20 protein-coding genes are annotated in these 24641 nt (G+C 68.0%); 8 read left to right on the forward strand and 12 right to left on the reverse strand.

What is annotated here, in order from left to right:
- Positions 1 to 39 precede the first annotated feature (39 nt).
- From OG574_RS51340 to OG574_RS51360, 5 genes are all read right to left on the reverse strand, one after another.
- Positions 40 to 3606, reverse strand: coding sequence for an ATP-binding protein (locus tag OG574_RS51340; RefSeq protein ID WP_326779237.1), 3567 nt, complete (start codon positions 3604 to 3606; stop codon positions 40 to 42).
- A 711-nt stretch (positions 3607 to 4317) separates the two neighbouring features.
- Positions 4318 to 5097 carry a PepSY domain-containing protein gene (locus OG574_RS51345; protein ID WP_326779238.1) on the reverse strand — a complete coding sequence of 260 codons (780 nt, stop codon included), beginning with the start codon at positions 5095 to 5097 and terminating at the stop codon, positions 4318 to 4320.
- 97 nt (positions 5098 to 5194) lie between these two features.
- Positions 5195 to 6064: an SUKH-4 family immunity protein gene (locus OG574_RS51350; RefSeq protein ID WP_326779239.1), complete on the reverse strand. Its 870-nt coding sequence runs from the start codon at positions 6062 to 6064 to the stop codon at positions 5195 to 5197.
- 32 nt (positions 6065 to 6096) lie between these two features.
- Complete coding sequence (locus tag OG574_RS51355; protein WP_326779240.1) at positions 6097 to 6516, reverse strand: hypothetical protein; 420 nt, start codon at positions 6514 to 6516, stop codon at positions 6097 to 6099.
- A gap of 659 nt (positions 6517 to 7175) precedes the next feature.
- Positions 7176 to 7631 (reverse strand): STAS domain-containing protein, encoded by a 456-nt coding sequence (locus tag OG574_RS51360; RefSeq protein ID WP_326779241.1) that lies wholly within the window; start codon positions 7629 to 7631, stop codon positions 7176 to 7178.
- Between the two features lie 135 nt (positions 7632 to 7766).
- On the opposite strand from OG574_RS51360, the gene OG574_RS51365 reads away from it, so the two are divergent.
- Together OG574_RS51365 and OG574_RS51370 are read left to right on the forward strand one after the other, a co-directional pair.
- Entirely contained in the window at positions 7767 to 8318 is a 552-nt protein-coding gene (locus tag OG574_RS51365; RefSeq protein ID WP_326779242.1) for a SigE family RNA polymerase sigma factor, read from the forward strand.
- Entirely contained in the window at positions 8315 to 9700 is a 1386-nt protein-coding gene (locus OG574_RS51370; RefSeq protein ID WP_326779243.1) for an outer membrane protein assembly factor BamB family protein, read from the forward strand. Before OG574_RS51365 ends, OG574_RS51370 begins: the two co-directional genes overlap by 4 nt.
- Before the next feature lie 314 nt (positions 9701 to 10014).
- Here the strand turns inward: OG574_RS51370 and OG574_RS51375 are convergent, their stop codons facing one another.
- Complete coding sequence (locus OG574_RS51375; protein ID WP_326779244.1) at positions 10015 to 11019, reverse strand: NADP-dependent oxidoreductase; 1005 nt, start codon at positions 11017 to 11019, stop codon at positions 10015 to 10017.
- A 101-nt stretch (positions 11020 to 11120) separates the two neighbouring features.
- On the opposite strand from OG574_RS51375, the gene OG574_RS51380 reads away from it, so the two are divergent.
- A complete protein-coding gene (locus OG574_RS51380; protein ID WP_326779245.1) occupies positions 11121 to 12035 on the forward strand; it encodes a LysR family transcriptional regulator in 915 nt (304 codons plus the stop codon).
- Positions 12036 to 12313: 278 nt separating this feature from the next.
- On the opposite strand, the gene OG574_RS51385 is transcribed toward OG574_RS51380, so the two are convergent.
- The 4 genes from OG574_RS51385 to OG574_RS51400 form a co-directional block, all read right to left on the reverse strand.
- Positions 12314 to 12970, reverse strand: coding sequence for a hypothetical protein (locus OG574_RS51385; RefSeq protein ID WP_326779246.1), 657 nt, complete (start codon positions 12968 to 12970; stop codon positions 12314 to 12316).
- Entirely contained in the window at positions 12967 to 13788 is an 822-nt protein-coding gene (locus OG574_RS51390) for an ABC transporter ATP-binding protein (RefSeq protein WP_326779247.1), read from the reverse strand. Before OG574_RS51390 ends, OG574_RS51385 begins: the two co-directional genes overlap by 4 nt.
- A 387-nt stretch (positions 13789 to 14175) precedes the next feature.
- A complete protein-coding gene (locus tag OG574_RS51395; protein ID WP_326779248.1) occupies positions 14176 to 14637 on the reverse strand; it encodes a pyridoxamine 5'-phosphate oxidase family protein in 462 nt (153 codons plus the stop codon).
- Between the two features lie 134 nt (positions 14638 to 14771).
- Positions 14772 to 15998: an IS701 family transposase gene (locus tag OG574_RS51400; RefSeq protein WP_326779249.1), complete on the reverse strand. Its 1227-nt coding sequence runs from the start codon at positions 15996 to 15998 to the stop codon at positions 14772 to 14774.
- Between the two features lie 165 nt (positions 15999 to 16163).
- Here OG574_RS51400 and OG574_RS51405 point away from each other — a divergent pair, with 165 nt between their 5' ends.
- Positions 16164 to 16568, forward strand: coding sequence for a type II toxin-antitoxin system PemK/MazF family toxin (locus OG574_RS51405; protein WP_326779250.1), 405 nt, complete (start codon positions 16164 to 16166; stop codon positions 16566 to 16568).
- A gap of 192 nt (positions 16569 to 16760) precedes the next feature.
- Positions 16761 to 16997 carry a hypothetical protein gene (locus tag OG574_RS51410; RefSeq protein WP_442816976.1) on the forward strand — a complete coding sequence of 79 codons (237 nt, stop codon included), beginning with the start codon at positions 16761 to 16763 and terminating at the stop codon, positions 16995 to 16997.
- A gap of 369 nt (positions 16998 to 17366) precedes the next feature.
- On the opposite strand, the gene OG574_RS51415 is transcribed toward OG574_RS51410, so the two are convergent.
- Complete coding sequence (locus OG574_RS51415; RefSeq protein ID WP_326779251.1) at positions 17367 to 17924, reverse strand: DUF3291 domain-containing protein; 558 nt, start codon at positions 17922 to 17924, stop codon at positions 17367 to 17369.
- Between the two features lie 502 nt (positions 17925 to 18426).
- Positions 18427 to 19215 carry a tetratricopeptide repeat protein gene (locus OG574_RS51420; RefSeq protein ID WP_326779252.1) on the reverse strand — a complete coding sequence of 263 codons (789 nt, stop codon included), beginning with the start codon at positions 19213 to 19215 and terminating at the stop codon, positions 18427 to 18429.
- Positions 19216 to 19820: 605 nt separating this feature from the next.
- On the opposite strand from OG574_RS51420, the gene dnaE reads away from it, so the two are divergent.
- The 3 genes from dnaE to OG574_RS51435 all read left to right on the forward strand — a co-directional run bounded on the left by dnaE (position 19821) and on the right by OG574_RS51435 (position 24421).
- Positions 19821 to 23426, forward strand: a complete 3606-nt coding sequence (gene dnaE, locus OG574_RS51425; protein ID WP_326779253.1) for a DNA polymerase III subunit alpha — start codon at positions 19821 to 19823, stop codon at positions 23424 to 23426.
- The gene (locus OG574_RS51430) at positions 23423 to 23776 is read left to right on the forward strand and encodes a DUF6300 family protein (protein ID WP_326779254.1); all 354 of its coding nucleotides are present in this window, start codon (positions 23423 to 23425) and stop codon (positions 23774 to 23776) included. Before dnaE ends, OG574_RS51430 begins: the two co-directional genes overlap by 4 nt.
- Before the next feature lie 255 nt (positions 23777 to 24031).
- The gene (locus OG574_RS51435) at positions 24032 to 24421 is read left to right on the forward strand and encodes a hypothetical protein (protein ID WP_059420476.1); all 390 of its coding nucleotides are present in this window, start codon (positions 24032 to 24034) and stop codon (positions 24419 to 24421) included.
- Positions 24422 to 24641 lie beyond the last annotated feature (220 nt).

Consider the following 24641-nt stretch of genomic DNA (forward strand, 5'->3'; position numbering starts at 1 on the left):
CCGAGGAGTTCACACGTGGGCTCCCTGGTAACAGCGCTCCTACACGGTGGATGCTGCCGCGCTCATTAGCCGTTCTTCGGCCGTACGGTGGCCCATCGCGCGGGCCAGGCGCAGTGCTCCGCGCAGGTGCATCTGCGCCTCGTGCGGCTCGCCCGAGTGGTGGAGGACCAGGGCCAGGACCCGGCGTGCCTCCACCTGGGCGGGCCGGTCCCGGCCGGCCCGTGTCCGCGCCAGTGCCCGGCGGGCAAGCTCGGCGGCTTCGGCCGGACTGCCGCAGGCAAGCAGAGCCTCTGCCTGGACGATGAGGGCGCCGCTCTCCACGGCCGTCGCGCCATGGGGTCCGGGAGCGGGTGTGCCCGTGCCGGCGGCGCCCCCGGTCTCGCGAAGCCTCGCCAGTGCGCGCTGCGGCTCCCCCTCAGCGAGGTCGAGTTGAGCCAGGAGTACGCGGGCCGCGTGCTCCGCCTGGTGGTCGCCCAACTGCCGGGCTGCGACCGCTCCTTCGTTCAGCCAGCGGCTCGCCCGGGCCAGTTCTCCCGTACGCAGATCCACCTCGCCCTGACTGATCAAGCAGTACACCAGGCACCAACTCGAGCCGTACGGGCGTACCTCGGCAATGGCGGTACGGGCCTCCTCGCGGGCCTCGTCGAGCCGGCCCAGCCACAGGTGCACCCGGGCGAGGCTGGACCGTGAGAAGGCGACCGCGGTGGGGTCTCCGGTGCGTAGGGCAAGGGCGAGGGTCTTTTGGGCATACTCCTCCGCCTTGTCGAACCGACCACCCTGCTCGGCCAGTTCGCGCAACGTGGACAGCAGCAGCGCCTGCAGGGAGAGGTCGCCGAGTGCCTGCTCGGCGATGGGCAGTGCCTCTTCCGCGGCGGCCCGCGCCTCGCTCTGGCGCCCGATCAGCAGCAGGCAGGCGGAGCGGACGTGCAGCGCCCGCCCGAGCAGACCCAATCCCTGGCCGTCGGGTACCGAACAGGCGGAGCCGACCGCCTGTCCGACACTGACCAGGGCGTCCTCGTATCGTCCGACAAGGAACCAGAGCTGGGCCAGTGAGAGGTGGTACGCGGCGACAGCGATGGGGCCGGTGCCGGCGACCGGTGCCACTGCCGGGCCGTCCAGGAGATCGATTCCCTCGTACGGCCGTCCCGCCCTGCCCAGCACCTCGGCCAGGAGTGCGGCGGCGCGCACGGCCGTGTCCTGGTCACCGAGTCTGCGCACGGTCTTCAGCGCGACGCGCAGCACCTGTTCCGCTTCGGCGTGGCGGGCCTGGCGGATCAGTACACCGGCCCAGGCGAGGCGGGCCCGGGCGGCCTCGGCTCCGCCGTCGGGTGCGGCGTCCAGCCGGGCAACGAGGTCCGCGTAGTAGCGGGCCGCGCTGTCGTCGGCATAGAGGTGTGCTGCGCGTTCTGCGGCGCGGCGCAGCCAGACGGCGGCTTCGGGCGCGTCGGCACGGTCCAGGTGGTGGGCGAGGGCTTCGACGGCTTCGGGGCGGTGGCGGCGTAGGACCTCTGCGTGGGCGAGATGGAGCTGTCGGCGGGCCGCTGAGGTGAGTCGTTCGTAGACGGCGAGTCCCACCACCGGGTGGCGGAAGGTCAGTCCTTCGACTCTGCGGCCCAGGTGGACGATCCGGCATTCGTCGATCACTCCGGCAGCCACCAGTGCGTCCAGTGCCGCAGTGAAGGCGGGGCCGTCGATCGCAGGGTGCACACCGGACAGCGCCACTTCTGCGGCCTCGGCGAGCGCGGCTTCACCGCCGGCTGCGGCCAGCACTCCCAGCGTCTTGCGGACATGCGGCGCGAAGCGGGCGACACGCAGAGCGACCACCTCACGGACCGACTCGGGAACCCTGTCCTCGCGGTGAGCGTGTTCGTACGTACCGCCGTCGGCACTCTCGCGGGCCACGCGCACCAGTTCGGCGGCGAACAACGGGTTGCCGCGCGAGAGCCGGTAGACGCCCGCCAGCATCCGGGGCGACGGGGCCGTCCCGCTGTCGGCGCCGTCCTGCTGCGGTGAGCCGGCAAGGGCCGTGCGCGCGACGTCGGCGGCGAACAGATCGCAGTCAGCACGGGCCAGCCGCATGAGCTCGACGCGGTGAACCAGTCCCTGGCGGGTCGCCGCAGTGAGCACGGTGCGACGCTCGTCTCCCTCCTCCAGGTCCTCCTCGCGCAGCGTGGCGAGAAAACGGACGGGGCGCTCGCCGACCGTGCGCACGAGGTGATGCAGGAGCCTGAGCGTGCCCAGGTCGGCGGCGTGCAGATCGTCCAGCACCACGAGCACCGGGTAGTGCTCGGCCAGGGAGGCGAGGAGACCGCCCACCGCGCGGTACAGACGCGCCCGTTGCTCCTCAGCAGTGCGTCCGGGCGGGGGCTCGGTGCCGAACGCGGGCAGCAGGGCACCCAGTTCCGGGTGGGCTGTGGCAGCGGCGGCCCGCTCGGCGAGCGGCCTGTCGGCGAACCAGCCGGACAGGGCGTCGGCTATCGCCCCGTAGGGCAGGGGACCTTCGGCCTCGTGGGCGGCGCCCCACAGCACGGCGATGCCGTCGGCCGCGGCAACCCGGGCGGCCTCGGTGACGAGGCGGGTCTTGCCGACTCCGCTCTCCCCGCTCACCACGGTCAGTGGAGCTCCCCGTCCGCCGTCGCCGTCCACGTGTCCGGTCGTTGCGGGCAACCCGGCGAGTACGGCGGCGAGCGTGCTGGTGCGGCCGCGCAGCGGGATGGCTTCGGCCCGCCGCAACGCCGCAGGTGGGGCCAGAGGGGCGGGAGGCGCCGACGGTTCAGGGCGTGTACGGGATCCGTCCCTCGGCGCGACGCTGTGCAGGGCCCTGCCGTACAGCTCCTGGGTCTCCGGCTCGGGGACCGTGCCCAACTGTTGCTGCAGCAGCTCCCGCAGCCGTCCGTAGACCTCGGCGGCCCTGCTGTGGTCGCCGGCCGCCAGATGGGCGCTCATCAGGCGCCGGTGGAGAGCCTCGTCGAGCTCGTCGGCGGCCACCTCCCGCTCCAAGACCCACACCGCCTGTTGGGCGCGGTGCGCGGAGCCGGGAAGGTCCGCGAGCGCGAGGGCGAGGCGGCGCCGCAACGACGCGAGTTCACGCCGCCGGGTGTCCGCCCAGGCCGCGTACCGGTCCTCCGGGAGCAGTTCCTGACTGAGCGTGGTCCAGGCGGCGGCGAGGGTGTCCTGGCTTTCGGAGTCGAGTGCCGCGATGGCGGCACGCTCGGCGGCCACCACGTCCACTTCGACTGCTCCGGGCACCAGACTGAGGAGGTCGCCATCGGTGGCCAGGTAGGAGGAGACGCCGCGCGGCGCGAGTTCGGGTTCCAGGGTGTGGCGGGCTGTGTGCAGGCTCACTCTGAGGTTACGCCGTGCCGTGTTCAGGTCGGCGTCCGGCCAGCACGCCTCGGTGACCTGGTCCCGGTGCAGCCGGTAGCCGGGAGCGAGGGCCAGCATCTTCACAACGGTGCGGGCGCTGGGACGCCGCCACCGCTCCACGACCGGTCCGGCTTCACCACGCCCGGCGCGGAAACCGCCGAGCAAACACAGAGTCAGCAACGGGGCCCCGGCGCCACGCAGGGCCGGGCGCCTGCTCCGGTCCTGGGGCTCCTGTGTCATGGTCACGCGACTGTACTGGGCACCTGACGGACGATGCCAGGCTGCCGGGGCTCACCGGCGGCTCACGGCCATGAGGGCGCGCTGCCCAAGTACCGTCGCAGTAGGCCGGGCTTGAGGGTCCCACCACTGCCACAGGGCGCACGGCCGCTACCTCCGTGTGTGGCCGGTGAGCGACAAGCCCCGCCCAGGCCGGCGGCCCGACGCTCCCCCCGGCGACCGGGGATCCCGTCACCGGGACTGCGAGACGCCGCGACACCCATCCGGCGCCCCGGCCCCGGCAGTTCACGACGACCGTGTCGGCGGCCTGCGGACACCATCGGCGGCGGCCCCCACGACAGGGCACAAGCCGAGCGCCCTCTCCTCGCCTTCCTCGGCCAATGCACTCAGATCACGGCCTCGCCCTCAGCCCACCGCTTGTGACCTTGAGTCCGGCCGCACATGCGGCCGGACCAGGACCCCAGCCGTCGGCACACAGCGCGGTACATCAGTTCCTGGCCCCCGCCGATGCACGCTGCCGCGCGCTCCTCGGGTACGAGGAGGTGCGGCCGCGCCTCGCCGATGCGATGGGCGCCGATCCGGGGCCTGCGCTCGCTGCGCACCGTGCATCAGCAGGTCTGCGTCAGAGCCCGGTTCGGCTCCCTGAGGTGGCTCCGGCCGCCGGAGCTGTGCTCGTGAGAGGCCGGCTCACCTGCTTCCCACGGCGGCAACGCGTCAGTCGTGGTCGACCTCCTCGCGGGTGATGGTGCCCTTCACCGCGTCGATCTCGAAGTCGGTCTTGTTCCAGTCCTTGGTGACGACGTCGACCGACCAGATGACAGTCTTGTTGTCGTCGTCATCCAGGTTGATGGAAGTGACCGTGCCCTTCTTCTTGTCCGTGGCCACCTTGGCCGCCTCCTGCGGCGACTGCGTGGCACGGGCGATCCGGTCGGCCATCTCACGCTTGTCACCGGAGTCCTGGCCGGTCTCGACGACGGACTGGATCACCTTGCCCGAGACGGCGTCGATACGGACGGTGTGCGTGCTCCCGTCCTTCTCGACGACCTCAGCAACCCATTCCGGGACGGCGGAGCTGCCGCTCGGGCTGGGGCTGGGAGTCCCGCCGGGACTGGGGCTCTCGCTCTCATCGGTGTCGGTGTCGTTGTCGTCCAGGCCCTTCAGGTCGAGTTCGGCGAGCTTGCTGCCCGAGACCTCGCCCACTGCCGTGGCGGCGGCCTTGTCGAAGGTGACCTTGGTGACACCGAGCAGGTTCTTGCGCGCTGTCTGGTCCTGAGTGAGCTGCGCGCTGCCGGAGGGGCTGTCCGACGGTGTGGCCGGCGGGTTCGGAATGGCCTTGGCCGCTTCCGCGGTCGCTGCGGCTGTCGTCTTGCCACTGTCCCCGCCGCAGCCTGTCATCAGTGCTGCTGAGGCTACGACGGCGCACACGGCGCCGACGACGTGCAGGTGGCGGGCGCGCGGGATGCTGGTCTTCTTGCGTGGGGACTCAAATCTCATATCCCCATGCCTAGCCCTCACACCGATCGGCCATGTTGCCCGACGGCCGGGGTCACCCGATCGACCATGCGGCGCTGCCTCTTGACCGTTGTCGGAGTCAGCTCCGCCAGGCTGAGCATCCGGGGCTCGCGATCCGCTCGTGTTTTCGCGGGCGGCGACAGCGTGCACGCCGATCCGCAGCAATGCGGCTCGGGCTACCAGAGCCAGCGGGCGAGGAACTCCGCCCATTTGACATCTCCCCCCAGCTGAAGCAGGGGGATTCATTCCTCGCGGAGTGAACTTTCTGCTTCATCGACAGCCGCTGCCCCGAATGAACGGCGAGGGACGTTGGTACGCCCAGCAGTCTTACGCCAGCTCCACAGACCTGACATCCCGCCAGCCCGGCGGTAGACCCGGCCAGCTTGGTTATCGCCAGCCGGGCAAGCCGAGCATACAAGTCGCGGACGGTGCGTGGGACGGGTATCCGCCCACAGGGCGAATACCCGCTCGCTGCCCTGCTCCGCAGGAGTCCGTTTCCTCCCCCCTGAAGGGCGGAGTATCCACGGAGGATCTCGATGAAGCCGTGGTAGCCGTCGAAAGCGGCGGGGTCGATCTCCTTGAGCTCTGCCGTGAGTTCTTGGAGCTCGGCGAGAACCGCGTCCTCCTCGTGGGAGTCGGCGTTGAGGAGGAGATCGCAGGTGTCGACCCTCAGGCCATAGTGGTGCAGGCTCTGCAGCCACAGCGCGACGGAGGAATTGGCGAACCACACCTCGCCGTCGGGTAGGACGTAGTACACGGCACCGGTGCCAGGCTCGGCGCAGAAGGCCCACGTCAGAGTGCCGCCCCCGTAGGTGCGCCTGGTTTCCTCCGTCAGCCGGTAGTGCAGGGTGGCCTCACGGGTGAGGAGCGTGGGCTGCGGTTCGGACTGGAAACACACCCGGTCGATCAGGTTTTCGGCGGCGAGGCGGGGTAGACAGGCGAGACCCATAGGGCCGGCCCCTGCACGATCCGCGCTGCAGCCTATTCGCAGCCCGGCGGTTCGTCCCGGGTCGGTACGAATTGCATCGTGGGCATCCCGGCGGCGTCGAAGTTGGCGGTGTCCGGGCCGATCAGGGTCATGTAGCCGGCGAGCCTCTGGCTGGCCTGCGAGGGCTCCCCCTTGACCTGCTCGACACCGGGGAACACGGAGTCGAGGACCCACCAACGGCCGCCGAACTTAAGCCACTTGATCCCGCAGTGCGTATAGGTGTCGTACGGATATGGCTTGTGCTGCTCAGGCTTGGACGGCCCTTCCTTCCACTTCTCCTTCGCGACGGTGCGGGCGGGCAGGGTGGGACCGGTGTACCCCTCGTCGCCCGGGTTATCGGACGAGGACGAGCAGCCTGCGAGCAACAGCCCGGCGCTCAGGAGCAGGACGGCGACTTGGCGCGATACGTTCATGCACCTCAGACGCTGCGGGTACGTGTTCCGTTCAGATCCCTGCCGTCCTCTCCCGATGCTCCGCAACAGCGACTCCCAACCCGCCCCCACACGTTGACGAAGCCCCCTGGGCCAGACGGGCGTCATGGGCCCAGCGATGGCGGACCCGTCATTCGGGGTCAGGTGCGGGAGAACCAGCCGCCGGCCTTCTGCGCTGCCTGCTCGCCCTCCTGCTCCTGGCGGAGGCGGCGCTCCTGCTCCTGCCGGTCGCGTTCGTCGGCATCGGCCCGCTGCTCGACTGCGACCGCCCGGCTCTGGCAGTCCTCGCACAGACTGGGCGACTCTCGCCGGAAACGTGGGCCGACATCAGTGCATCCTCATTGCTGCGCTTACTCATTCAGTTCCGCCACACGGTTACCGCCGCGGAGACGACTGTGGTGATCGCCGCGAGGATCACCATCACGGCCCGCATACGCTCGGTCAGGCGGGCTGTCCGGCACCGCTGGCCAATGGGATCAATCCTCCCCCGTGGTGGCGCACCTCCGCCCGGTTCGGGGCGCCCATTGCACGGCGGAAGGAGTTGTCGGCACCATGGACAGTCGCTGTCAGAACTACTCAGCCAGTAGGTGCCCCTCAGTTGCGCCCGGGGCGCCGGGCGTCTGTCATCGTCGCCTCGCATGTCACTCCATCGCGGCTTCCACCGAGTCATAGATCCTCAAGGCCCGGTGCAGGCCGGTGATGTGGAAAATCTGAAGGACGTCCGGGTTCGTAATCACCAGCCTCAGGTCACCGACGTGCGCACGAATCCGCTTGGCGATGCTGACGAGGAACCCAAGGCCCGTCGAGTCGATGAACGAGACCCCCATCAGGTCCACGATGAGGCGATGCCGGCCCGCTTCGATACAGGTGAGCACGTGTTCCCTGATCTGAGGCACGCTGGAGACGTCGACCTCGCCATGGACCTCGACGACGGTCCAGCTCGTCTCGTCGCGGTGGCTGATGTGAAATTCCGGGTGCATGGGTTGCCTAACGGCGATGCCCTGGGGAGAAGTTCTGGGTCGTGCCTGCCGCACGTCCGTTCCGCATATGCACGAACGACTGGCCATGACGATGACCTCACCGGTCAGATGGCGCATGTTCCATGGCTCCGTCACCGCGAACGCGCCGGTAGCGCGAGGCGCGCGCAAGTCTCCCGGAAGATTCCCGCAACGGCAGACATAGATTGCCCGCGGTCCACACGTCCTTGTGGGCGTTAAGAAACGGGAGGGCCCATGGACCCGCAGGACCACGAGAGATTCCGGGACTTCGTCGATGCCCGGTGGAGCGCCTTGCTGCGCCTGGCGAACCTGCTCACCGGCGGTGACCGTCACGAAGCCGAAGACCTCGTGCAAACCGCTCTGATGAAGGCTCTGGGCCGCTGGCAGCACATCGAGGACCCGGAAGGCTACGTGCGCAAGGTGATGTACCGGCACCAGATCAGCCGCTGGCGGCTGCGCCGTCCGCACCGCGAGGCGACGTTCGCCGCACCGCCCGAGAGTTTCGGTGTCACCGACGGCACATCCGCCGCTGACCTGCGGATCGTTGTGAGCCAGGCATTGGCCCGACTGACGCCGCGACAACGCACCGTACTGGTGCTGCGCTATTTCGAGGACCTGTCCGAGACGGAGGCCGCCGGCGCGCTGGGCTGCTCGGTGGGCACCATACGCAGCACCACCCACCGGTCGCTGGCCCGGCTGCGCAAACTCGCGCCGGAGCTGGGTTCCCCCGAGCCGACCGCAACAACCACCCCGAACAACATGTCCCTGAAGGGAGCCCGCACGTGAGCGCCGACCAGAACGCCGACCAGCTGGACCGCGTGGTCCGGGATGTCCTGCACGCCTGGACCCCCAACGGCCCCAGCGCTCCCGAGGACATCGCCGATCGCATCGTGCGCCGCCGTCGGCGATGCAACCTCGTGCGTGTCACCGGCGCCGCTCTCGGCCTGGCCGGCATCACCCTGGGCGCCGCTCTCGCCACCGGTGCGGGCGGCGACAACGGGACGCCGTCGCCGCCCGCGCGGGTGAGCAAGCAGAGCAAGCTCCTGTGGCAGACCACGTTGCCCGGCAAGTCCTGGGACGCCTGCACCACCGGTGCCGATACCAGTGACGTGTACTGCCGGGGGATGGAGTACGACTCCATCGGTGTGGACGCCCGTACCGGCAAGGTCGAATGGCAGCGGAAGGCCCAGGACGCCAACGGCATGAGCGCCCCGGCGGGATCGATGCCCGGTGGCCGTGCCGGGGTCTTGTACACGTACGCTGATCACGCCCCAGGGGCGCCCCAGGCCGGCACCGACCTCGTCGCCCTCGACATCAATAGTCGGCGAGTGCTGTGGAAGCACGAGCTGGCCGACGACAGCCGAGGCCGGACCTCCGCCGTGCTGTTCGACGGCGGGATCCTCGCCAACGCCCCGACGATCAAGAGCGTGGCCGCTCTGGACGGAGCGACGGGCCGGACACTGTGGACGTACAAATGGAAGAAGGCCGATTGCGACCGGGCTGTGATCGGCGGCGTCCCGTACCTGACGTGCTCGCCGGACAGCGAGAAGGCGCCGCAACAGAGCACCGTCGTTCGCCTTGACCCGGCGACGGGCACACCGCGGACAGTCGCGACCGTTGAGGGCCCGACCACGTACATCGGTACGGACGGGGACGCCGTGCTGCTGGGCGGTATGGCCGGCGGACAGAAGTACTTCAGCGACCCCGGCCCCGCCACCCTGACCCGCGTCGACACGCGCTCCGGCTCGGTGACGCATCACCGCGTCGACGGCCTGCCGACCGGTGTGGTCGCAGACGGCCTCATCCTGGCCGCCGGCAGCAACGGCAGCGCTGTCGCGTACTCCGCCGACAGCGGCAAGCGGCTGTGGTCGCGCGACCTCGGGCTGACGTTGCACAAGGAGCCGCGCAACCCCACGATGCAAGAGTTGCCCTCCGCCGCCACGGTGGACCTCACCAGCCGGATGGCGTACTACCTCGCCCCCTCCGGGCACCTGGTGGGCCTCGATCTGGACAGTGGTGCGGTGCTCTGGCGCGGCCGGGTGCCGCTGCCGAAGAGCCCGCTGCAGGGCGGGATCGCTCCCGAGCTCATGCGATACGGCCACGACCTCATCGGCCAAGTCGGCGGCGAGCTCTTCAGGATCAAGCCCCAGCTGCCTCAAAGAGGTTGACGATCGGGATGCAGCGAGGCCGCTCGGGCTCCGGTCGGGGAACCCGGTTCCGCTGACCGGGGCCGCGCCTCGTCATACCCGCCGGGGACAAGACGTCCCGCGCTCCCCCACAACTAACCGATCTCGGTGAAGATCGGTTCCAGCCCGGGGCAGGGAACCGTTTCGCTGCCGTCTCGCGGTCCGCCGATGACGGGCGTCGTCCTCGTGTTCATACGGGCTCAACGCGCTTCGGCGTCCAGGAGCGGGCCGTGAGGTGTTCGCTGGGCGCGGTCCGCACCGGGGCGGCCTCGGCGGTCATGGATGTCTCGGTCCGTTCAGACGTCCGCCCCGGCCGCCCGCACGATGATCTTGCCTTGGTTCTCGCCCCGCAACATCCCCAGGAACCCGTCCACGATGCCGCCGAAGCCGTCGACCACGGTCTCGTCGAGCGTGACGTGTCCACTCTGCAGGTGCGGCACGACGAACTCATACAACTCCTCCTGCATGTGACGGTAGTTGCGGACCAAGAAGCCCTCCATGCGCAGGCTCTTCTCGACAATGTCGGGAAGGTTGCGCAGGGCGTAGGGCGTGCCGGTGCTGTTGTACTGGGCGATCGTGCCGATCCGCACGATCCGTCCGTGCTCACGCAGCGAGGAGATCGCCGCTTCGAGGTGCTCGCCGCCGACATTGTCCATGTAGAGGTCGATCCCGTCGGGCGCCGCCTTGGCGAGCAGCTCGGCCGCCGGGCCCGTGTGGTAGTCGAAGACCTCGTCGTAGCCGACGTGTTCGGTCAGGTAGGTGGCCTTCACCGCCCTGCCCGCGCTGCCGACCAGCCGTCCCGCGCCCATCAGCCGGGCGAGCCGCCCGGTGGCCGTGCCCACGCCGCCGGCCGCCGCCGATACGAACACGTCCTGCCCCTCGCGGAGTTCGGCGATGCGGGTGAGACCGACGTAGGCGGTCAGACCGGTGCCGCCGAGGATGCTCAGGTGCGCGGAGAGCGGTACGCCGTCGAAGAGGGGGACAGCACGCGCCTCTTCGGGGGTGACGACCGTGTGGGTGCGCCAGCCCTGCCGGTGGAAGACGATCTCGCCCTCGCGGAGCGCCGGGTCGCGGGAGTCCACGACCCGGCCGATGGTGCGGCCCTCCAGGGGAGCGTTCAGCACGAAGTCCCCGTCCATCATTTCGCGGTGATAGGGGTCCACCGACCAGTACAGGTTCTCCACCAGCGCCCTTCCCGGCCCTGGCTGCGGCACCGCGGACTCGACGAAGGCGAAGTGGTCGGGGGTGGGGAAGCCATGGGGGCGGGCGGTCTGGTGCACGGTGAGCGCGGTCTCGGTCATGACGGTGACCGTACGAAGGAATGCGGAGGCCGGGGAGAGGGTTGCGCTCATGGAACGGCCCGATCCATGAATGGCCCTCATAGAAGCAGGTGGGACCCCCTATGACAGCCGCAGCCCCCAAAGCCCCCACACCCACGGCGGCTGCCGCCACCGACCTCGCCCCGCACGAGCTCCGCATCCTCGTGGCCGTCGACCGCGAGCGCGGGTTCTCGGCAGCCGCCAAGGTCCTCGGACTGACCCAGTCCGCAGTCTCGCACTCCATACGCGGGACGGAACGCAAAGTCGGAGCGGTCCTCTTCGAGCGAGGCCGCAAGGGCGCGACGCCCACCGCGGCCGGTGCCGCCGCTGCAGCCCACGCCCGCCGGATCCTGCGGCTCCTGGACACTCTGGCCGCAGAGGCCCGCGGCGCCGAGCGGGGCACGGTCACCGGCCCGCTGCGCATCGCCGCCTTTCGTAGCGCCGCCCTCTTCCTGCTGCCGCCCGTCCTGAAGCGCCTCACCGCCCGCCACCCCGGCATCGAACCGGAGGTGCGTGTCGTCCGGGAGTTGGGCGCGGGCACCGCCGGCGAGGTCGCCGAGGGGCGCGCGGACGTGGGCATCGCAACACTCGGCGCCACCTCGCCCGTGCCCGCTGGGCTCATCGGCGACGTACTCATCGAGGAGCCCTACTCGCTGGTGCACCCGGCCGGCCACCCCGCCCCACGCTCCCTGCCGCTGGTGGACTGGCACGAGAACTGCGGCTCCTACACCCGCCAGTGGTGGGCCGGCCAGGACTGGATCCCGAAGGCAACCGTCCTGACCGAGGACGACGGTGCGGTGCTCTCGATGGTGAGCAGAGGTCTCGGCATGGCGATCATGCCCGCGCTCTCGCTGAACGAAGCACCGGACGGCATCGAGATCACCGATCTCGGACCCGAGCCCCCGACCCGTTCCGTGGGCTACATCACCACCCCGGAGCTGGCCTCCAGCGTCTCCGTCCGCGCACTGATCCGCGAGCTCAGAGCGGCCCGCCAGTGAAACTTGGTCGAGTCTGAGCGGAGCAGAGCCTTGCGGTTCGTTGTTAAGGAGTTTCGACGGCAGCCGAGAGTGCGTGAGTCTTTCCCAACGTCAACTGCCCGGCCGGAACGCCTCCCGGCCGCTCCGCAGCCGTGAGGGCCTGCGGCACATCACGGCGACGCTCCGCGTCGCACCCCGTGAATGCGATTCCTCCCGGGCGTGAACGCCCGGAGTGCCTCGTAAGAATCCGCTGAACGACGCTGCGCCGCCTGGACCAGTGCGGGACACCGCCGTAGGGCTCATGCCTTTCTGCGGGCGATCACCAGTGCGATAGCCACTGCGGCCGCCAAGAAGCCCGCTGCGACAGCGAGCAGCACGCTCGTGAGCCCGAGGGCAGCCGCCGAGTCCGGCGCGTTCTGCAGGTGAGTGAGCATCACACTGACCGGGGAGACACCTTTGCCCAGCAGCGCGGCCAGCAGGAGCACCAGGGCGAGGACGAGTGCGTAGCCCTGCCGCCGGAACACCAGCCGTGAGCAGACCAGTCCGATGGCGATGCCGGTGAAGGCGCAGGTAAGTTGGACCTCGCTCCCCAGTACCAGGTCCGCAAGGCCGGGTGCGTGGGTCCCGAACATCAGCGGCAACACCAGACCGGCAGCCGTCAGCAGCAGGCACCACACAGCTGCCGTCCCGACCGTGGCGAGCAGGACGCGTAGATGGCTGCCGGCGCTGACGACGACGATCGAGCGGTGCGGCTGGTCCTCGAGACCGCTCAGTGCCATGGTCAGCCAGACCGAGCACAACAGCATGGCCCCGGCGACCGAGGCGTAGGTCGCGGTGAGCGGGCCGGTGTCGCTGGTGGTCAGCACGGCCACCAGGCCGATGAACAGCAGCAGCGGCGCAAGGTATCGCTGGGAGAGCAGCAGTACCGTGATCATGTAGCGGACCAGGGCGATCACAGAGCGGTCCTCCTCGCGTTGCCCCGGGAACCGTGATTGTTGGCAGTTCCGGCCAGGCTCACCACTGACCACCGATGCTGCAGCGCCGTCAGCAGCACGGTGTCCGAGTGTTCACGCGCTACCTGCAGGACAACCTCCGCATCACGCTGGACGATGTCCACCACACCCGGCAACGCGGACCAGTTCACCTCGACCGGCATGACGCCGGTGGGCGGCACCGCCAGGACCAGCTCGGCCATCGAGGCGCGCCTCCCGGCGTGCCGGCCGTCACGCCAGGTGCCTCGGCCGTCGCTGATGACGTAGACGCCACCAGCATGTGCCTGGGCGATCGCCTCACGGTGGTCGGTGAATACCACCGCCCCGCCCTGCGCGGCCACTTCGTCGATCAACTCGGTGAGGACACCATGGGCCGAGGCGTCCAGACCTGACCAGGGTTCGTCGAGGACCAACAGGTCGGGCTGAACAAGCAGGGCCTGAGCGAGCGCCACCTTCTGCGCGTTGCCCTTCGACAGCGTACGCAGCGACGCGTTCCGCCCGCCTACCAGGGACAGCCGTTCCAGCAGGTGATTTCCTCGGGCGCGGGCGGCGGAGGCTGACATGCCACGGATACACCCCATGTGGGTGAGGTAGGAGATGGCCGGGATGCGGTCATGGGCGGTGAAGCGGTCCGGTACGTAACCAATGTGCGGTGGTCGGCCGGACACGGTCCCGGAGGTGGGCTGTGACAGTCCGACGAGGATCCTCAGCAAGGTCGACTTCCCCGAACCGTTGTCGCCCACCACCGCGAGGACGTCGCCGGCCGAGACCTGCATGTCCACGTCGCTGAGGACCCATCGTCCTCGGCCGTAACGCTTGCCAACCGCTTCACAACGTAACAACTCGACTCCTCAACTGTGGCCCGCTCACTGTCCCATCCAGCCTGGCAAGCGGGCTTGGTAGTGATACTGACAGGCAGTGAAGCCCCTGGTAGATGGGTTTTCGACCAAGAAAACCGTCTCCCATGCCGCCAGGTTATGGAAGCAGGTATTGGACGACTACGGCGGGCTGGCGCGATCGTTGATCCCTCGCCCGGGGCAGATCGGTACCGAACCCATCGGGGAGCATCACGGTGACGACGAGTGAAGCCGTCGACCCCAAGGTCGAGGCCATTAATACTCCAGCTGTAGATCGTGATCTGAGGGAGGCGCGTCGGCGAGGGACGGCCGCTATTCCAGCCACATTCCGTCGCGCATGATGACTCTCCCGCGTAGTTCCGGCTCGCCGCGCCAAGCGCGCACAGTCCTCGGGACCACTCGTACATACAGAAAGGAACCCTCTTCCACGCGTGGATCCCAGCCGAACTTGTCGGCGAATGCCTCCGCTGCGCCTCCGGGCACCTCCTGGTCCGGGAAGCACTCCGCCTCACCCTGGAGGAGCACCACATCGAAGGTGTCCGGTAGTGACAGGCGCACGCGCGGCTCCTTGCGGACGTTCCGCGCAGTCACGGAAGTGGCGCTGGTGCACATCCACACTGCTCGCCCCTCCCACAAGAACCACAGCGGCACCTGGTGCGGCCCGTGATCAGGGTGAGCCGTCGACACCCATACATCCCGCTCGGTAACGAGCCGCTCCAGAGCGTCGCGCATACGCTCCGCCGTCTGCCGGCGAACGATTCCCGTGGTCTCCATGCGGACCGACCCTAGCCAGCAGGGGCGAAGCGCGCCTGAGGCGCAGGACCTACTCCCAGCGACCGATGAACCCCTCAGCTTTTGGCTAGGGGTGACCAACTTCGGTGCTCAGGGTGGCCAGCTGAAGTGCTCAGTCACGCTTGTCTCCGGTAGTGGCTGGCTCGTGATCGCGCCTGGTGGCTGCGTCGCCAGGCGGACCAGCTGAGCCGGTGGGCCGGGCCGTGAGCGGGCCGGACAACAACACTGATGAACAGGCGCTGGATCTCGTTACAGGTCAGCGGGATCAGGTTGGCCGGCGTGGGGCGGTGTGCGTGTTCGTCGGCACGGACGACGGCGAGGAATGCATGAGCCAGCATCGCGAGAGTTACCCAGCGGGCCCAGGAAAGGTAGCGGCGGACCTGGTGCTCATCCAGTCCGGCCAGCCCCTTCTCGCTTGGGAAGGTCTCCTCCACCCGCCATCTGGAACCTGCGACCTTGACCAGGGTGGCCAGGGATGCCGACGTGGTGAAGTGACGGCGATAATAGGCGAGTTCACCGGTAGTGTGGTTGCGACTGACCAGGAGCTGGTGGTGGCCCGGTGCCGCCTCGGCGAGGTCGATGACGGCCCAGTCGTAGAACCGCTGTCCCTTCGCGCCGCGTCCGGCCGAAAGCTTCTGCCAGGCCCGCTTCGGCACCTTCTTCACCAGCGCATCGGCGCGGAACGTGCCGGCGCCGGTGGTCATTTGGGCTGAGCAGGCCACTGCGAGGACGTAGCCGATGCCGCGTTTTTCCAGCGCGGATCGCAGTTTCGGGTTGCCGCCGTAGACCTCGTCACCCGTGACCCAGCCGACGCGGTGTCCAGTGTCCAGGAACCGTTCGATCATCACCCGGGCCAGTTCCGGCTTGGTCGCGAAGACGGTGTCCTCGCTGAGCCCCGCGGCCCGGCAGCGGTCCGGATCGCAGGTCCAGGAGCGCGGGATGCACAGCTCTCGGTCCACCGCCGCGTGCCCGCGCTCGCCGGCGTAGACGAGGTAGACGGCGATCTGGGAGTTCTCGATCCGCCCGGCGGTGCCGGTGTATCGGCGCTGGACCCCGACGGCGCGTGTGCCATTCTTCACGTCGCCGGTCTCGTCGACGACCAGCACTGCGGCCTCGTCGTGGAGGTGCTCGACGACGTATTCGCGTACGTCGTCGCGGATGGCCTCGGCATCCCAGGCGGCCCTGCACAGCAGATGCTGCATGCAGTGCGGGGTGGCCTCCCCGGCCCACTCTGCGATCGTCCAGCAGTTCTTGCGCGGCAGATCCGACAGCAGGCCCAGCACCAAGCGCTTGGCCCGGAGGCGGGGTTCGACCCGCGCGAACCACCCGGCTATCTGGCTCATCAGGCCATCGAACGCCTCCTGCCAGCGGGCAGGGTCTACGCTGTGATCTGCGGCCACCGCGTGATCGTTTGTCTTCACACACCGATGATCAACGTGGCCGCACCCGTCTCCACAGCGCGTCAGGGTCGCGCAGCGTCCGCATGCGGTCCTGTGTCAGGAGGACATGTGCAACGTGGCGAAGTCTGGTGGGTCGAGTTCGACGAGCGGCGGCCGGTCGTACTGCTGTCGGAAGGCGACGCGTCCGGGATCCGGGTGATGCAGGTCGTGGCTCCGGCGGGCGTCGACATCAGCGGTCTGGGCGTCGAAGTGGCAGTAGGCGCCATGGAAGGACTGCCCTTTGAAGGCGTGCTGCGGTTCGCGTTCCCATGTCCGGGCTTTACCCCTTGCACGTGGCTGACCACCGTGTCCCGGGACGACCTGATCGAGCGGGCGGGCGCCCTGCCCTACGCGAAACTCAACGAGATTGAGGCAGCCCTCCGACTCGCTGGACAGGCGAAGGAGCGGACCCCGGCGACGACCGAGAAGCTCAGCGCATTAAGGGACGCCATCCGACTCGGTGGACTTGAGTAGTCGGGTAGGCGGAGAAGGAACGGACACCCTCGGTGGCGTGGTCGATCTCGTCCAGATGATCGACACTGACCACCTGTCTCCTCGGCGGCCCCTCGCCATCGAGATCACGATCTACGGCTGGAGTATTAACCGCTTCTTCTCCGCCTACGCATCGCCCTGCCTGCGGGGCATCACCTCGCGGCAGAGGACCGCATCCGGTTCCAGGATCTGTACGACGAACCGTTCGTGGCGACTCCCGCCGAGTCGGGGGCGTGGCGCGACTACTGGCTCGCGACCGATGAGCGCGAGGGCCCCCAGTGCGTATCGGCGCGGTCGCCCACCACCCCGATGAATGGCTCAACGCGATCGCCCACGACCAGGACATCAGCCTCACTCCCGAAGCGACCGCCCGCTTTTGCCGGCGCCCGGACGTCGTCTACCGGCCCGTGACGGGCGTCAGTCCCAGTCAGATCGGTGTCTCCTGGTCCCGCACCCAACTGGTTGACGCCGCCGTCGACACCTTCATCCTTTGGTCGGCTCCGCAAAACCTTCGGGGGTTGCCTGTGGAGCCTGTGTTGTTTGTGGTGCGGAGTCAGATGCTGGGGTCGGTGAGGTACAGGCCGCAGGCGCAGTCGAGGGCATCTTCGGGGGTGCCGGCGAAGCCGCTGGGGGCAGGATGGCGTCTTGGTACTCATCGGTGCCCGCGAGGCAGAGGGCGAAGCCCCAGGTACCGGCGGATCCGCCGTAGCGCAGAAGCATCTGTTCGCCGTCATTCAATCGAGGCGTTTGACAGCGAATCCAGTCGTTCGGGCTTCCATGTCAACGAACCCGGTCGCTCTTCGGCCCGATGCCTTTGATCCTGGTCGGAGTTCCGTCCGGGGCGAACGAGTGGTGGAAGGTGAAGGCGTGCGGCGCGGAGCCGTGGTCGTGGAGATGTTCCAGCCTGGAAACCCCGTCCTGCCAGGTGGGTGTCACGCCGTCGGAGACCCACCAGAACACGTAATTTGAGTGTCCTGTCCTCTCGAACCAGTCGTAACGCCTGTTCAGCGCCTCACGGTGCAGACCGGTGTAGATGGCGTCGAAGGCGGGGCGCAGGTCGGTCCAGAGTGAGAGGGTCGCGGCCAGGGCGGTGGTTTCCAGCGTATGGCCCTTGCCGTACCAGGTCGGTACGGCGAACTCTCCCCATGCACCCCAGTCCGCCTCGAAGAGCGCGCCCCGGTCACCGTCTGCCGCCTCAGCATGCGCGAGGTACCCGGGGTGCTGACTGATCTTCCGGTAGACGGCCGCACCAATGTCGTAGAACTCGCGCGTGAGAGGTGCGGGATCGACGAGAGGTGACTTCAGGACGCCGAATGTGTACAGAGCAAGATGGGGCATGTGTCTCTCCCTGGTTGGGGCTGCCTGGCGTGGACCCGGTTCGGTGGCTTACGCATGGGGACGAGGGTTCGTGGGGCGTGACCGACTCATCCCGTCGCGGCTGGCCCAGCCTGAAGGAACCCCTGTACGACCGTGGCGACCACCGAAGACCAGATGAAGGTAGCTGCCTCTGCGAGCCATGTCGAAGTTGCAATTTCCTTGTCCAAGTGGCCTCTTGTACCGGTCATTTCGAGGGCTGGGGCGGCGACAGGCGGGGCAGGCTGCGGGGTACCAGTGATCCACTTCGGCCGATCGGTTCGCCCGCCATGCCCGTCCGCACCCCCTGTCCGAAGCCTCGAGTGCCGCCGAACCCGTGCGATTGAAGAAGATGACCTACGGCCACAAGACCGGGCACCGGCTGCGGGTGCGTGCCATGAGATGACCTCTCAGTCCGGCGCGTTGCGATAGCTGAATGAGCTGCCCAGGGAGCCGCCTGCGACTCGCCCCGAGCGGGGCGCTGCGCTTACGGTCGAGTGCCGTCGATGTGCTCGAGCAGCGTTCGGGCTTCGACGGTGCGGCGGTGGTCCGGGCCGAAGGAGGCCAGGCAGGAATCGTGAGCGGCTGCAGCCTGGCGACGGGCATCAGGAGCGCGGCGCAACCCCAACAGGGCAGTAGCAAAGGCCAGTTCGACAGCGCCCGTATCTGGATGGCGCTGGTATTCGGGCAGAGCGCCGTACAGCTTGTCCGCGCCCTGCACCTCGGTGAGGGCGTCTTCGTGGCGGGCTTGGCCGTTGAGGCTGCGAGCCAGGCCGAGGCGCAGGACGAGGGACGTCCGGTCACGTGCGCGATGGGCGGCCAGGGCCTCGCGGGCGAGTGCTTCGGCCTCCTGGTGGCGCCCCTGCGCATTGAGGGCGAAGACCAGCCCGTTGCGGGCGGCCGCTGCCAGGAGTGACATTTCCGGGCCGGTACCGCGGCCCGCGGCCTCGGCGACGGCCGCACATTCTGCCTCGCACTCGGCGTGCTGACCGAGCGAGATCATCTGCTGGGCGCGGTCCGAGCGCAGCTTCAGGGTCAGCCAGTGATCGGCTCCAAATATCCTGCTGAAGGCAGGCAGCGCTTCGTCGTAGGTGGCGAGCGCCTCGGCGTGGCGGCCTTGGGCGCCCGTCGCGATCGCGGCGATGTTCAGCGCCACAGCTGCGTACTCGTCGTCGCGTGGGCGCGATCGGGCGACGGCGCGGGCTTCGGCCTCCGCCTCGGCGTAACGCCCGGCTTCGTAAAGGGCTTTGGCCTCAGCCACAGGCGTACCCGTCATTCGTTGGGCGTCGCTTCGGCCACGCGGCCGGAAAAATCTCATGCCCGGGAGCATACGGACACTGCGCAGGCTGCTCGGCGAAGAGGCAAGGAGGTGGTCGGCAGCCCTTCCGTCCTAAGACGCTGGCGCGCCGTATACAGCGAAGAGCTGCCTCGCAGGCACCGTCATGACCATGGGCAGCTGACAGCAAACAAGCCGACATCACTCATTCAAGTTCAGAAGTCGTGACGGTCGACACTACGGTCGGCCTCGGCCTGCTGACTGCAGCCGTTGAGGAGTGCAGCGCACCCCAGAGTGCGTGGGGCGCACGCTGCCCATATGCGCTTGGAAATCGGGGCTGTTGCTCTCCGAGCGCGGCGTCCGGTCCGCGCGGCGGCCACAGAGTCCAAGGCGTGATCATTTCTCCTAATTGTGCAAGCCTCAGGCGAGCCCCTGGCATGGATCGGCGCCACGCCCGAGTGTAAATATCTCTCCCGGTCATACCGCGAGGCCATCACGGCCGCGTCATTCGGTGAGGCTCCGGAAGGGGCAGCGAAGCCGAATTTGATCTTGGTCTCGGGGCTAGGGTGAGGGCTTCCCGCGACCCCTTCGGAGGTGCCTGCCCGGTGGCTGACAGCTTTGTTCACCTGCACAATCACACCGAATACTCGATGCTTGACGGGGCTCAGAAGCTCAAGCCGATGTTCGGCGAAGTCGAGCGTCAGGGCATGCCCGCGGTCGCGATGAGCGACCACGGCAACATGTTCGGTGCGTACGAGTTCCATCAGGTGTCCAAGGGCTTTGACGGCGTCAAGCCGATCATCGGGATCGAGGCGTACGTCGCCCCGTCCTCGCGTCGGAACCGGAAGCAGGAGTTCTGGGGACCCGGTGGGCAGCGGGCGATGTCCGACGACGGTGAAGGGTCCAAGGACGTCTCGGGCGGCGGCCGCTTCACGCACATGACGATGTGGGCGCAGAACGTGAGGGGCCTGCGCAACCTCTTCTACCTGTCGACGGAAGCCAGCTATACGGGGCAGTTCCCGGCCGGCAAGCCCCGCATGGACATGGAGCTGATCAGCGAGCACTCCGACGGGATCATTGCGACGACCGGCTGCCCCTCGGGTGCGATCCAGACCCGTCTGCGGCTGAAGCAGTACGACGAGGCCCGGCAGGTCGCGGCCTCGTATCAGGACATCTTCGGCCGGGAGAACTACTTCCTCGAGCTGATGGATCACGGCCTGTCCATCGAGCGGGACGTCAGGGACGGGCTGCTGCGCCTGGCCAAGGACCTGAACATTCCGCTCCTGGCCACCAACGATGCGCACTACGTCCACGCGGACCAGGCGGACGCGCACGACAACCTCCTGTGTATCGGCGTGGGCAAGAACAAAGCCGACGAGAAGCGATTCCGGTTCTCGGGGAACGACTACTACCTCAAGACCGCGGACGAGATGCGCGCTCTGTTCGCCGAGATGCCCGAGGCGTGTGACAACACGCTTCTGATCGCGGAGCGTGTCGAGGCGTACGGCGAGGTCTTCGACAACATCGACGAGATGCCGCAGTTCCCTGATGTTCCCGACGGGGAGACTCAGGAGTCGTGGCTGCGCAAGGAGGTCATGAAGGGCCTCGCCATGCGGTACGGGGACCCCGTCCCGGCCGAGGTCCTGGAGCGGTTCGAGACCGAGATGAGCATCATCGGTCCGATGGGGTTCTCCTCCTACTTCCTCGTGGTCGCCGACATCTGCAAGTACGCCCGCGACAACAACGTGCCGGTGGGGCCGGGCCGTGGATCGGCCACCGGTTCGATCGTGGCGTACGCGACCCGCATCACCGAGCTGTGCCCGCTGGAGCACGGCCTGCTGTTCGAGCGGTTCCTCAACCCGGAGCGCATCAACCCTCCGGATGTCGACCTCGACTTCGACGACCGTCAGCGCGACTTCATGGTCCGCTACGTCGTCGACAAGTACGGCGACGAGTACACCGCCATGGTCAACACGTTCGGCAAGATCAAGGCCAAGAACGCGATCAAGGACAGCTCGCGCATCCTGGGCTATCCCTTCCAGCACGGCGAGCGCATCACCAAGGCCCTGCCCGACGACATCATGGGCAAGTCCATCCCCCTCGACGGCATCTTCGACTCCACGCACCCGCGCTACGGCGAATGCGGCGAGATCCGGGCGCTGTACGAGAACGAACCCGACGTCAAGAAGGTCATCGACACGGCCAAGGGCGTCGAGGGCCTGACCCGCGGCACCGGAGTGCACGCGGCCGCCGTCATCCTCTCCAAGACCAAGCTGACCGACCGGATCCCGCTGCACATGCGGGCCAAGGACGGCGTCAAGATCACCGGCTTCGACTACCCCAGTTGCGAAAACATGGGGCTCGTCAAGATGGACTTCCTGGGTCTGCGGAACCTCGGCGTCATCGACCACGCCATCCAGAACATCCGTGAGAACCGCGGTATCCGTCTGGCCACCGTCGACCCGGGCAACGGCGACGTCACCGACCAGGTCGTCATCCCTCTCGACGACAAGACCACATACGAACTCCTCGCCTCGGGCGACACCTTCGGCGTCTTCCAGCTCGACGGCGGCGGCATGCGCACACTGCTCAAAGCCATGGAGCCGACCCGGTTCGAAGACATCGCAGCCGCCCTCGCCCTGTACCGCCCCGGCCCGATGGCCGCGAACGCGCACATGAACTACGCGCACCGCAAGACCGGCCGCCAGGAGATCCAGCCGATCCACCCCGAGCTGGAGAAGGCCCTCGAGCCGATCCTCGGGAACACCTTCCATCTGCTCATCTACCAAGAGCAGATCATGGCCATCGCCCGCCAGCTCGCCGGCTACACCCTCGGCGGCGCCGACCTGCTGCGCCGCGCCATGGGCAAGAAGAAGCCCGAGGTCCTGGCCGCCGAGTGGGAGAAGTTCCACGCAGGCATGCAGGGCAACGGCTACTCGGAGGAGTCCATCAAGGCTCTGTGGGACGTCATGCTCCCCTTCTCCGGCTATGCGTTCAACAAGTCCCACACCGCCGGATACGGGCTCGTCTCGTACTGGACCGCGTACCTCAAGGCCAACTACCCGGCCGAGTACATGGCCGCGCTGCTGACCTCCGTCGGCGACGACAAGGACAAGGCCGGCATCTACCTGGCCGACGCCCGCAAAATGGGGGTCACCGTCCTGCAGCCGGACGTCAACGAATCCGTCGCCGAGTTCGCGGCCATCGGCGACGACGTCCGCTTCGGCCTGCGGTCGGTCCGCAATGTCGGCGACAACGTCATCGAGTCGATCGTCGCGGGCCGCAAGGCGGGCGGGAAGTTCGGCAACTTCGCCGACTTCCTGGACAAGGTCGACCTGCCCGCCCTCAACAAGCGGGCGATCGAATCACTCATCAAGGCCGGCGCCTTCGACTCACTCGGCCATACCCGCAAGGGCCTCACTGCGGCCCACGAATACGCCATCGACGCGGTCGTACCCGTGAAGAAGGCCGCCGCGTACGGGCAAGACGACTTGTTCGCCGGCCTGGGCGGAGACGGAGGCGACGACGGCACTCCGGCCTTCGGTGTCGACATCCAGATCGACGAAGGCGAGTGGCCGCGCAAGCAACTCCTGTCGACCGAGCGGGAGATGCTCGGCATGTACGTCTCCGCACACCCCTTGGACGGCACAGAGAGCATCCTGGCGGGCCATCGCGACACCACGATCCCCGACTTGATCGCCTCCGGCCGAACCGAAGGCGTCGTACGGCTGGCCGGACTCATCACCAGCGTGCAGCCGAAGATGACCAAGCAAGGCAACCCCTGGGCCATCGTCAACCTCGCAGACCGAGACGGCCAGCTGGAAGTACTGTTCTTCCCCGCCACCTACCAGCTCGTCATGGGAGCACTCGTCCCGGACAGCGTGGTCTCCGTCCTGGGCCGCCTCAACGACCGTGACGGCACCATCAACCTCGCCGGACAGGAGCTCCAGGTCCTCGACGTGACCTCCGCCGAACGCAGCGGCGCCGCGCCCATCCAACTCCACCTGCCCTACCACCGAGTCAACGATCCCTCCGTACAGGAACTCAAACGCATCCTGCTCGCCCACCCCGGCCCCAACCCGGTCCGCCTGGCCATCCAAGGACCCCGGAAAACCACCGTGTATGTCCTGCAGGAAACAGTGAACGCCGGCACGATCGCGTCCGACATCAAGGGCAGCTTCGGCCAGGACACCTGGCAGGGCATCGCATGACTGCACCGGCTGACGAAAACGACGTCATCATCCAACTCGACGACATGGACGCGTGCCGGGCCTGCGGTGAACAGAGCGTGCTCAAAGCCAGCTTCGCGCAGACGTGGACGAACAAGCGCGGCGAGGCCATGTCCGGACTACGCGAGGCAGTGCTGTGCCCAGAGTGCGACCGGGGAACCCCGGCCGCAGACGAACTACTCGCGCTGTTCGCCGTCGACGAGACGCTTGGCATCAACAACATCGAGACTTTCGGCGGACTCGTCGCGGCCTGGGTCGAATCCGTACGACACCAACAAGTCGACGAGGCGCGACTCGCCGAGGAACACGAGCAGTGGAGCGGTGAGTTGTAAGCAGCTCGCCCCGGCGCTGCGCACGGGGGCCGGTGGAAGCGGCGGCGATGCGTGAACAGCCCCACTGCGCAGCCCCGCCTCGCACAGAAACCCCAGGTCAGAATCCTGCTGTTGGGATGCTCCTTCAGCATGTCGTCGGTCGTCGCATAGAGTGCTGTCGCGAGGGTGTCCACGTCGTTCGTCACAAAACGATCTTGGACACCCTCGTTCTCGTCTCCGCAGGCACCCCTTGGACCACACCACCAGGAGGAACCAGTGTCATACCCGCAACTGCTCACCCCCGAGGAGAAACTCGCCGACGCGAAGAAGCTGTTGAGCCTCCCGCGCATCGTCGTGATCTGCGGCTCCACCCGCTTCATGACCGAGATGACCGAGGCCGATCTGCGGGAGACCAAAGCCGGAAAGATTGTCGTCAAACCGGGCTGTGACATGAAGTCGCCGCACGAACTTTGGTCCGATCCTGTCGAGGCCGAGGCGCTGAAGGTTCGACTCGACGATCTGCACCGGGCGAAGATCCGGCTCGCTGATGAGGTGCTCGTAGTCGGCGACTACATCGGAGACAGCACCCGAGCCGAAATCGCCTATGCCCGGTCGCTGGGCAAGCCCGTACGGTTCACGCACCCCGAAGTCGACCCTGACGCCTGACCGCCCGCTGCCACCTCGACAACCAGGGCCGGCAGGCCGCCGCCTGACCGTCTCGCGGTGACTTCGGCCGCCGCCCACCCCACACCCTCCGCAGGCATCCCTTGGAATTGATCACCTAGCCAGGAGCACGGCGCTGCTTACGCCCGTGACGCTTGATCCAACGTGTGCTTCCCCGTCCGCTCACGCATCGCTCACGCACGGCATGGGCCGGGTGAGTTCG

It is taken from the genome of Streptomyces sp. NBC_01445, from assembly GCF_035918235.1.
GTDB lineage: Bacteria > Actinomycetota > Actinomycetes > Streptomycetales > Streptomycetaceae > Streptomyces.

Bases quoted from the DNA above. Each gene is read 5' to 3' on its own strand.
- OG574_RS51420 (WP_326779252.1), bottom strand. From the start codon at position 19,215: ATGACGGGTACGCCTGTGGCTGAGGCCAAAGCCCTTTACGAAGCCGGG.
- OG574_RS51350 (WP_326779239.1), bottom strand. From the start codon at position 6,064: ATGGGTCTCGCCTGTCTACCCCGCCTCGCCGCCGAAAACCTGATCGAC.
- OG574_RS51355 (WP_326779240.1), bottom strand. From the start codon at position 6,516: ATGAACGTATCGCGCCAAGTCGCCGTCCTGCTCCTGAGCGCCGGGCTG.
- OG574_RS51345 (WP_326779238.1), bottom strand. From the start codon at position 5,097: ATGAGATTTGAGTCCCCACGCAAGAAGACCAGCATCCCGCGCGCCCGC.
- OG574_RS51380 (WP_326779245.1), top strand. From the start codon at position 11,121: ATGACAGCCGCAGCCCCCAAAGCCCCCACACCCACGGCGGCTGCCGCC.
- OG574_RS51430 (WP_326779254.1), top strand. From the start codon at position 23,423: ATGACTGCACCGGCTGACGAAAACGACGTCATCATCCAACTCGACGAC.
- OG574_RS51395 (WP_326779248.1), bottom strand. From the start codon at position 14,637: ATGGAGACCACGGGAATCGTTCGCCGGCAGACGGCGGAGCGTATGCGC.
- OG574_RS51415 (WP_326779251.1), bottom strand. From the start codon at position 17,924: ATGCCCCATCTTGCTCTGTACACATTCGGCGTCCTGAAGTCACCTCTC.
- OG574_RS51400 (WP_326779249.1), bottom strand. From the start codon at position 15,998: ATGAGCCAGATAGCCGGGTGGTTCGCGCGGGTCGAACCCCGCCTCCGG.
- OG574_RS51365 (WP_326779242.1), top strand. From the start codon at position 7,767: ATGGACCCGCAGGACCACGAGAGATTCCGGGACTTCGTCGATGCCCGG.
- OG574_RS51375 (WP_326779244.1), bottom strand. From the start codon at position 11,019: ATGACCGAGACCGCGCTCACCGTGCACCAGACCGCCCGCCCCCATGGC.
- OG574_RS51340 (WP_326779237.1), bottom strand. From the start codon at position 3,606: ATGACACAGGAGCCCCAGGACCGGAGCAGGCGCCCGGCCCTGCGTGGC.
- OG574_RS51360 (WP_326779241.1), bottom strand. From the start codon at position 7,631: ATGCGCCATCTGACCGGTGAGGTCATCGTCATGGCCAGTCGTTCGTGC.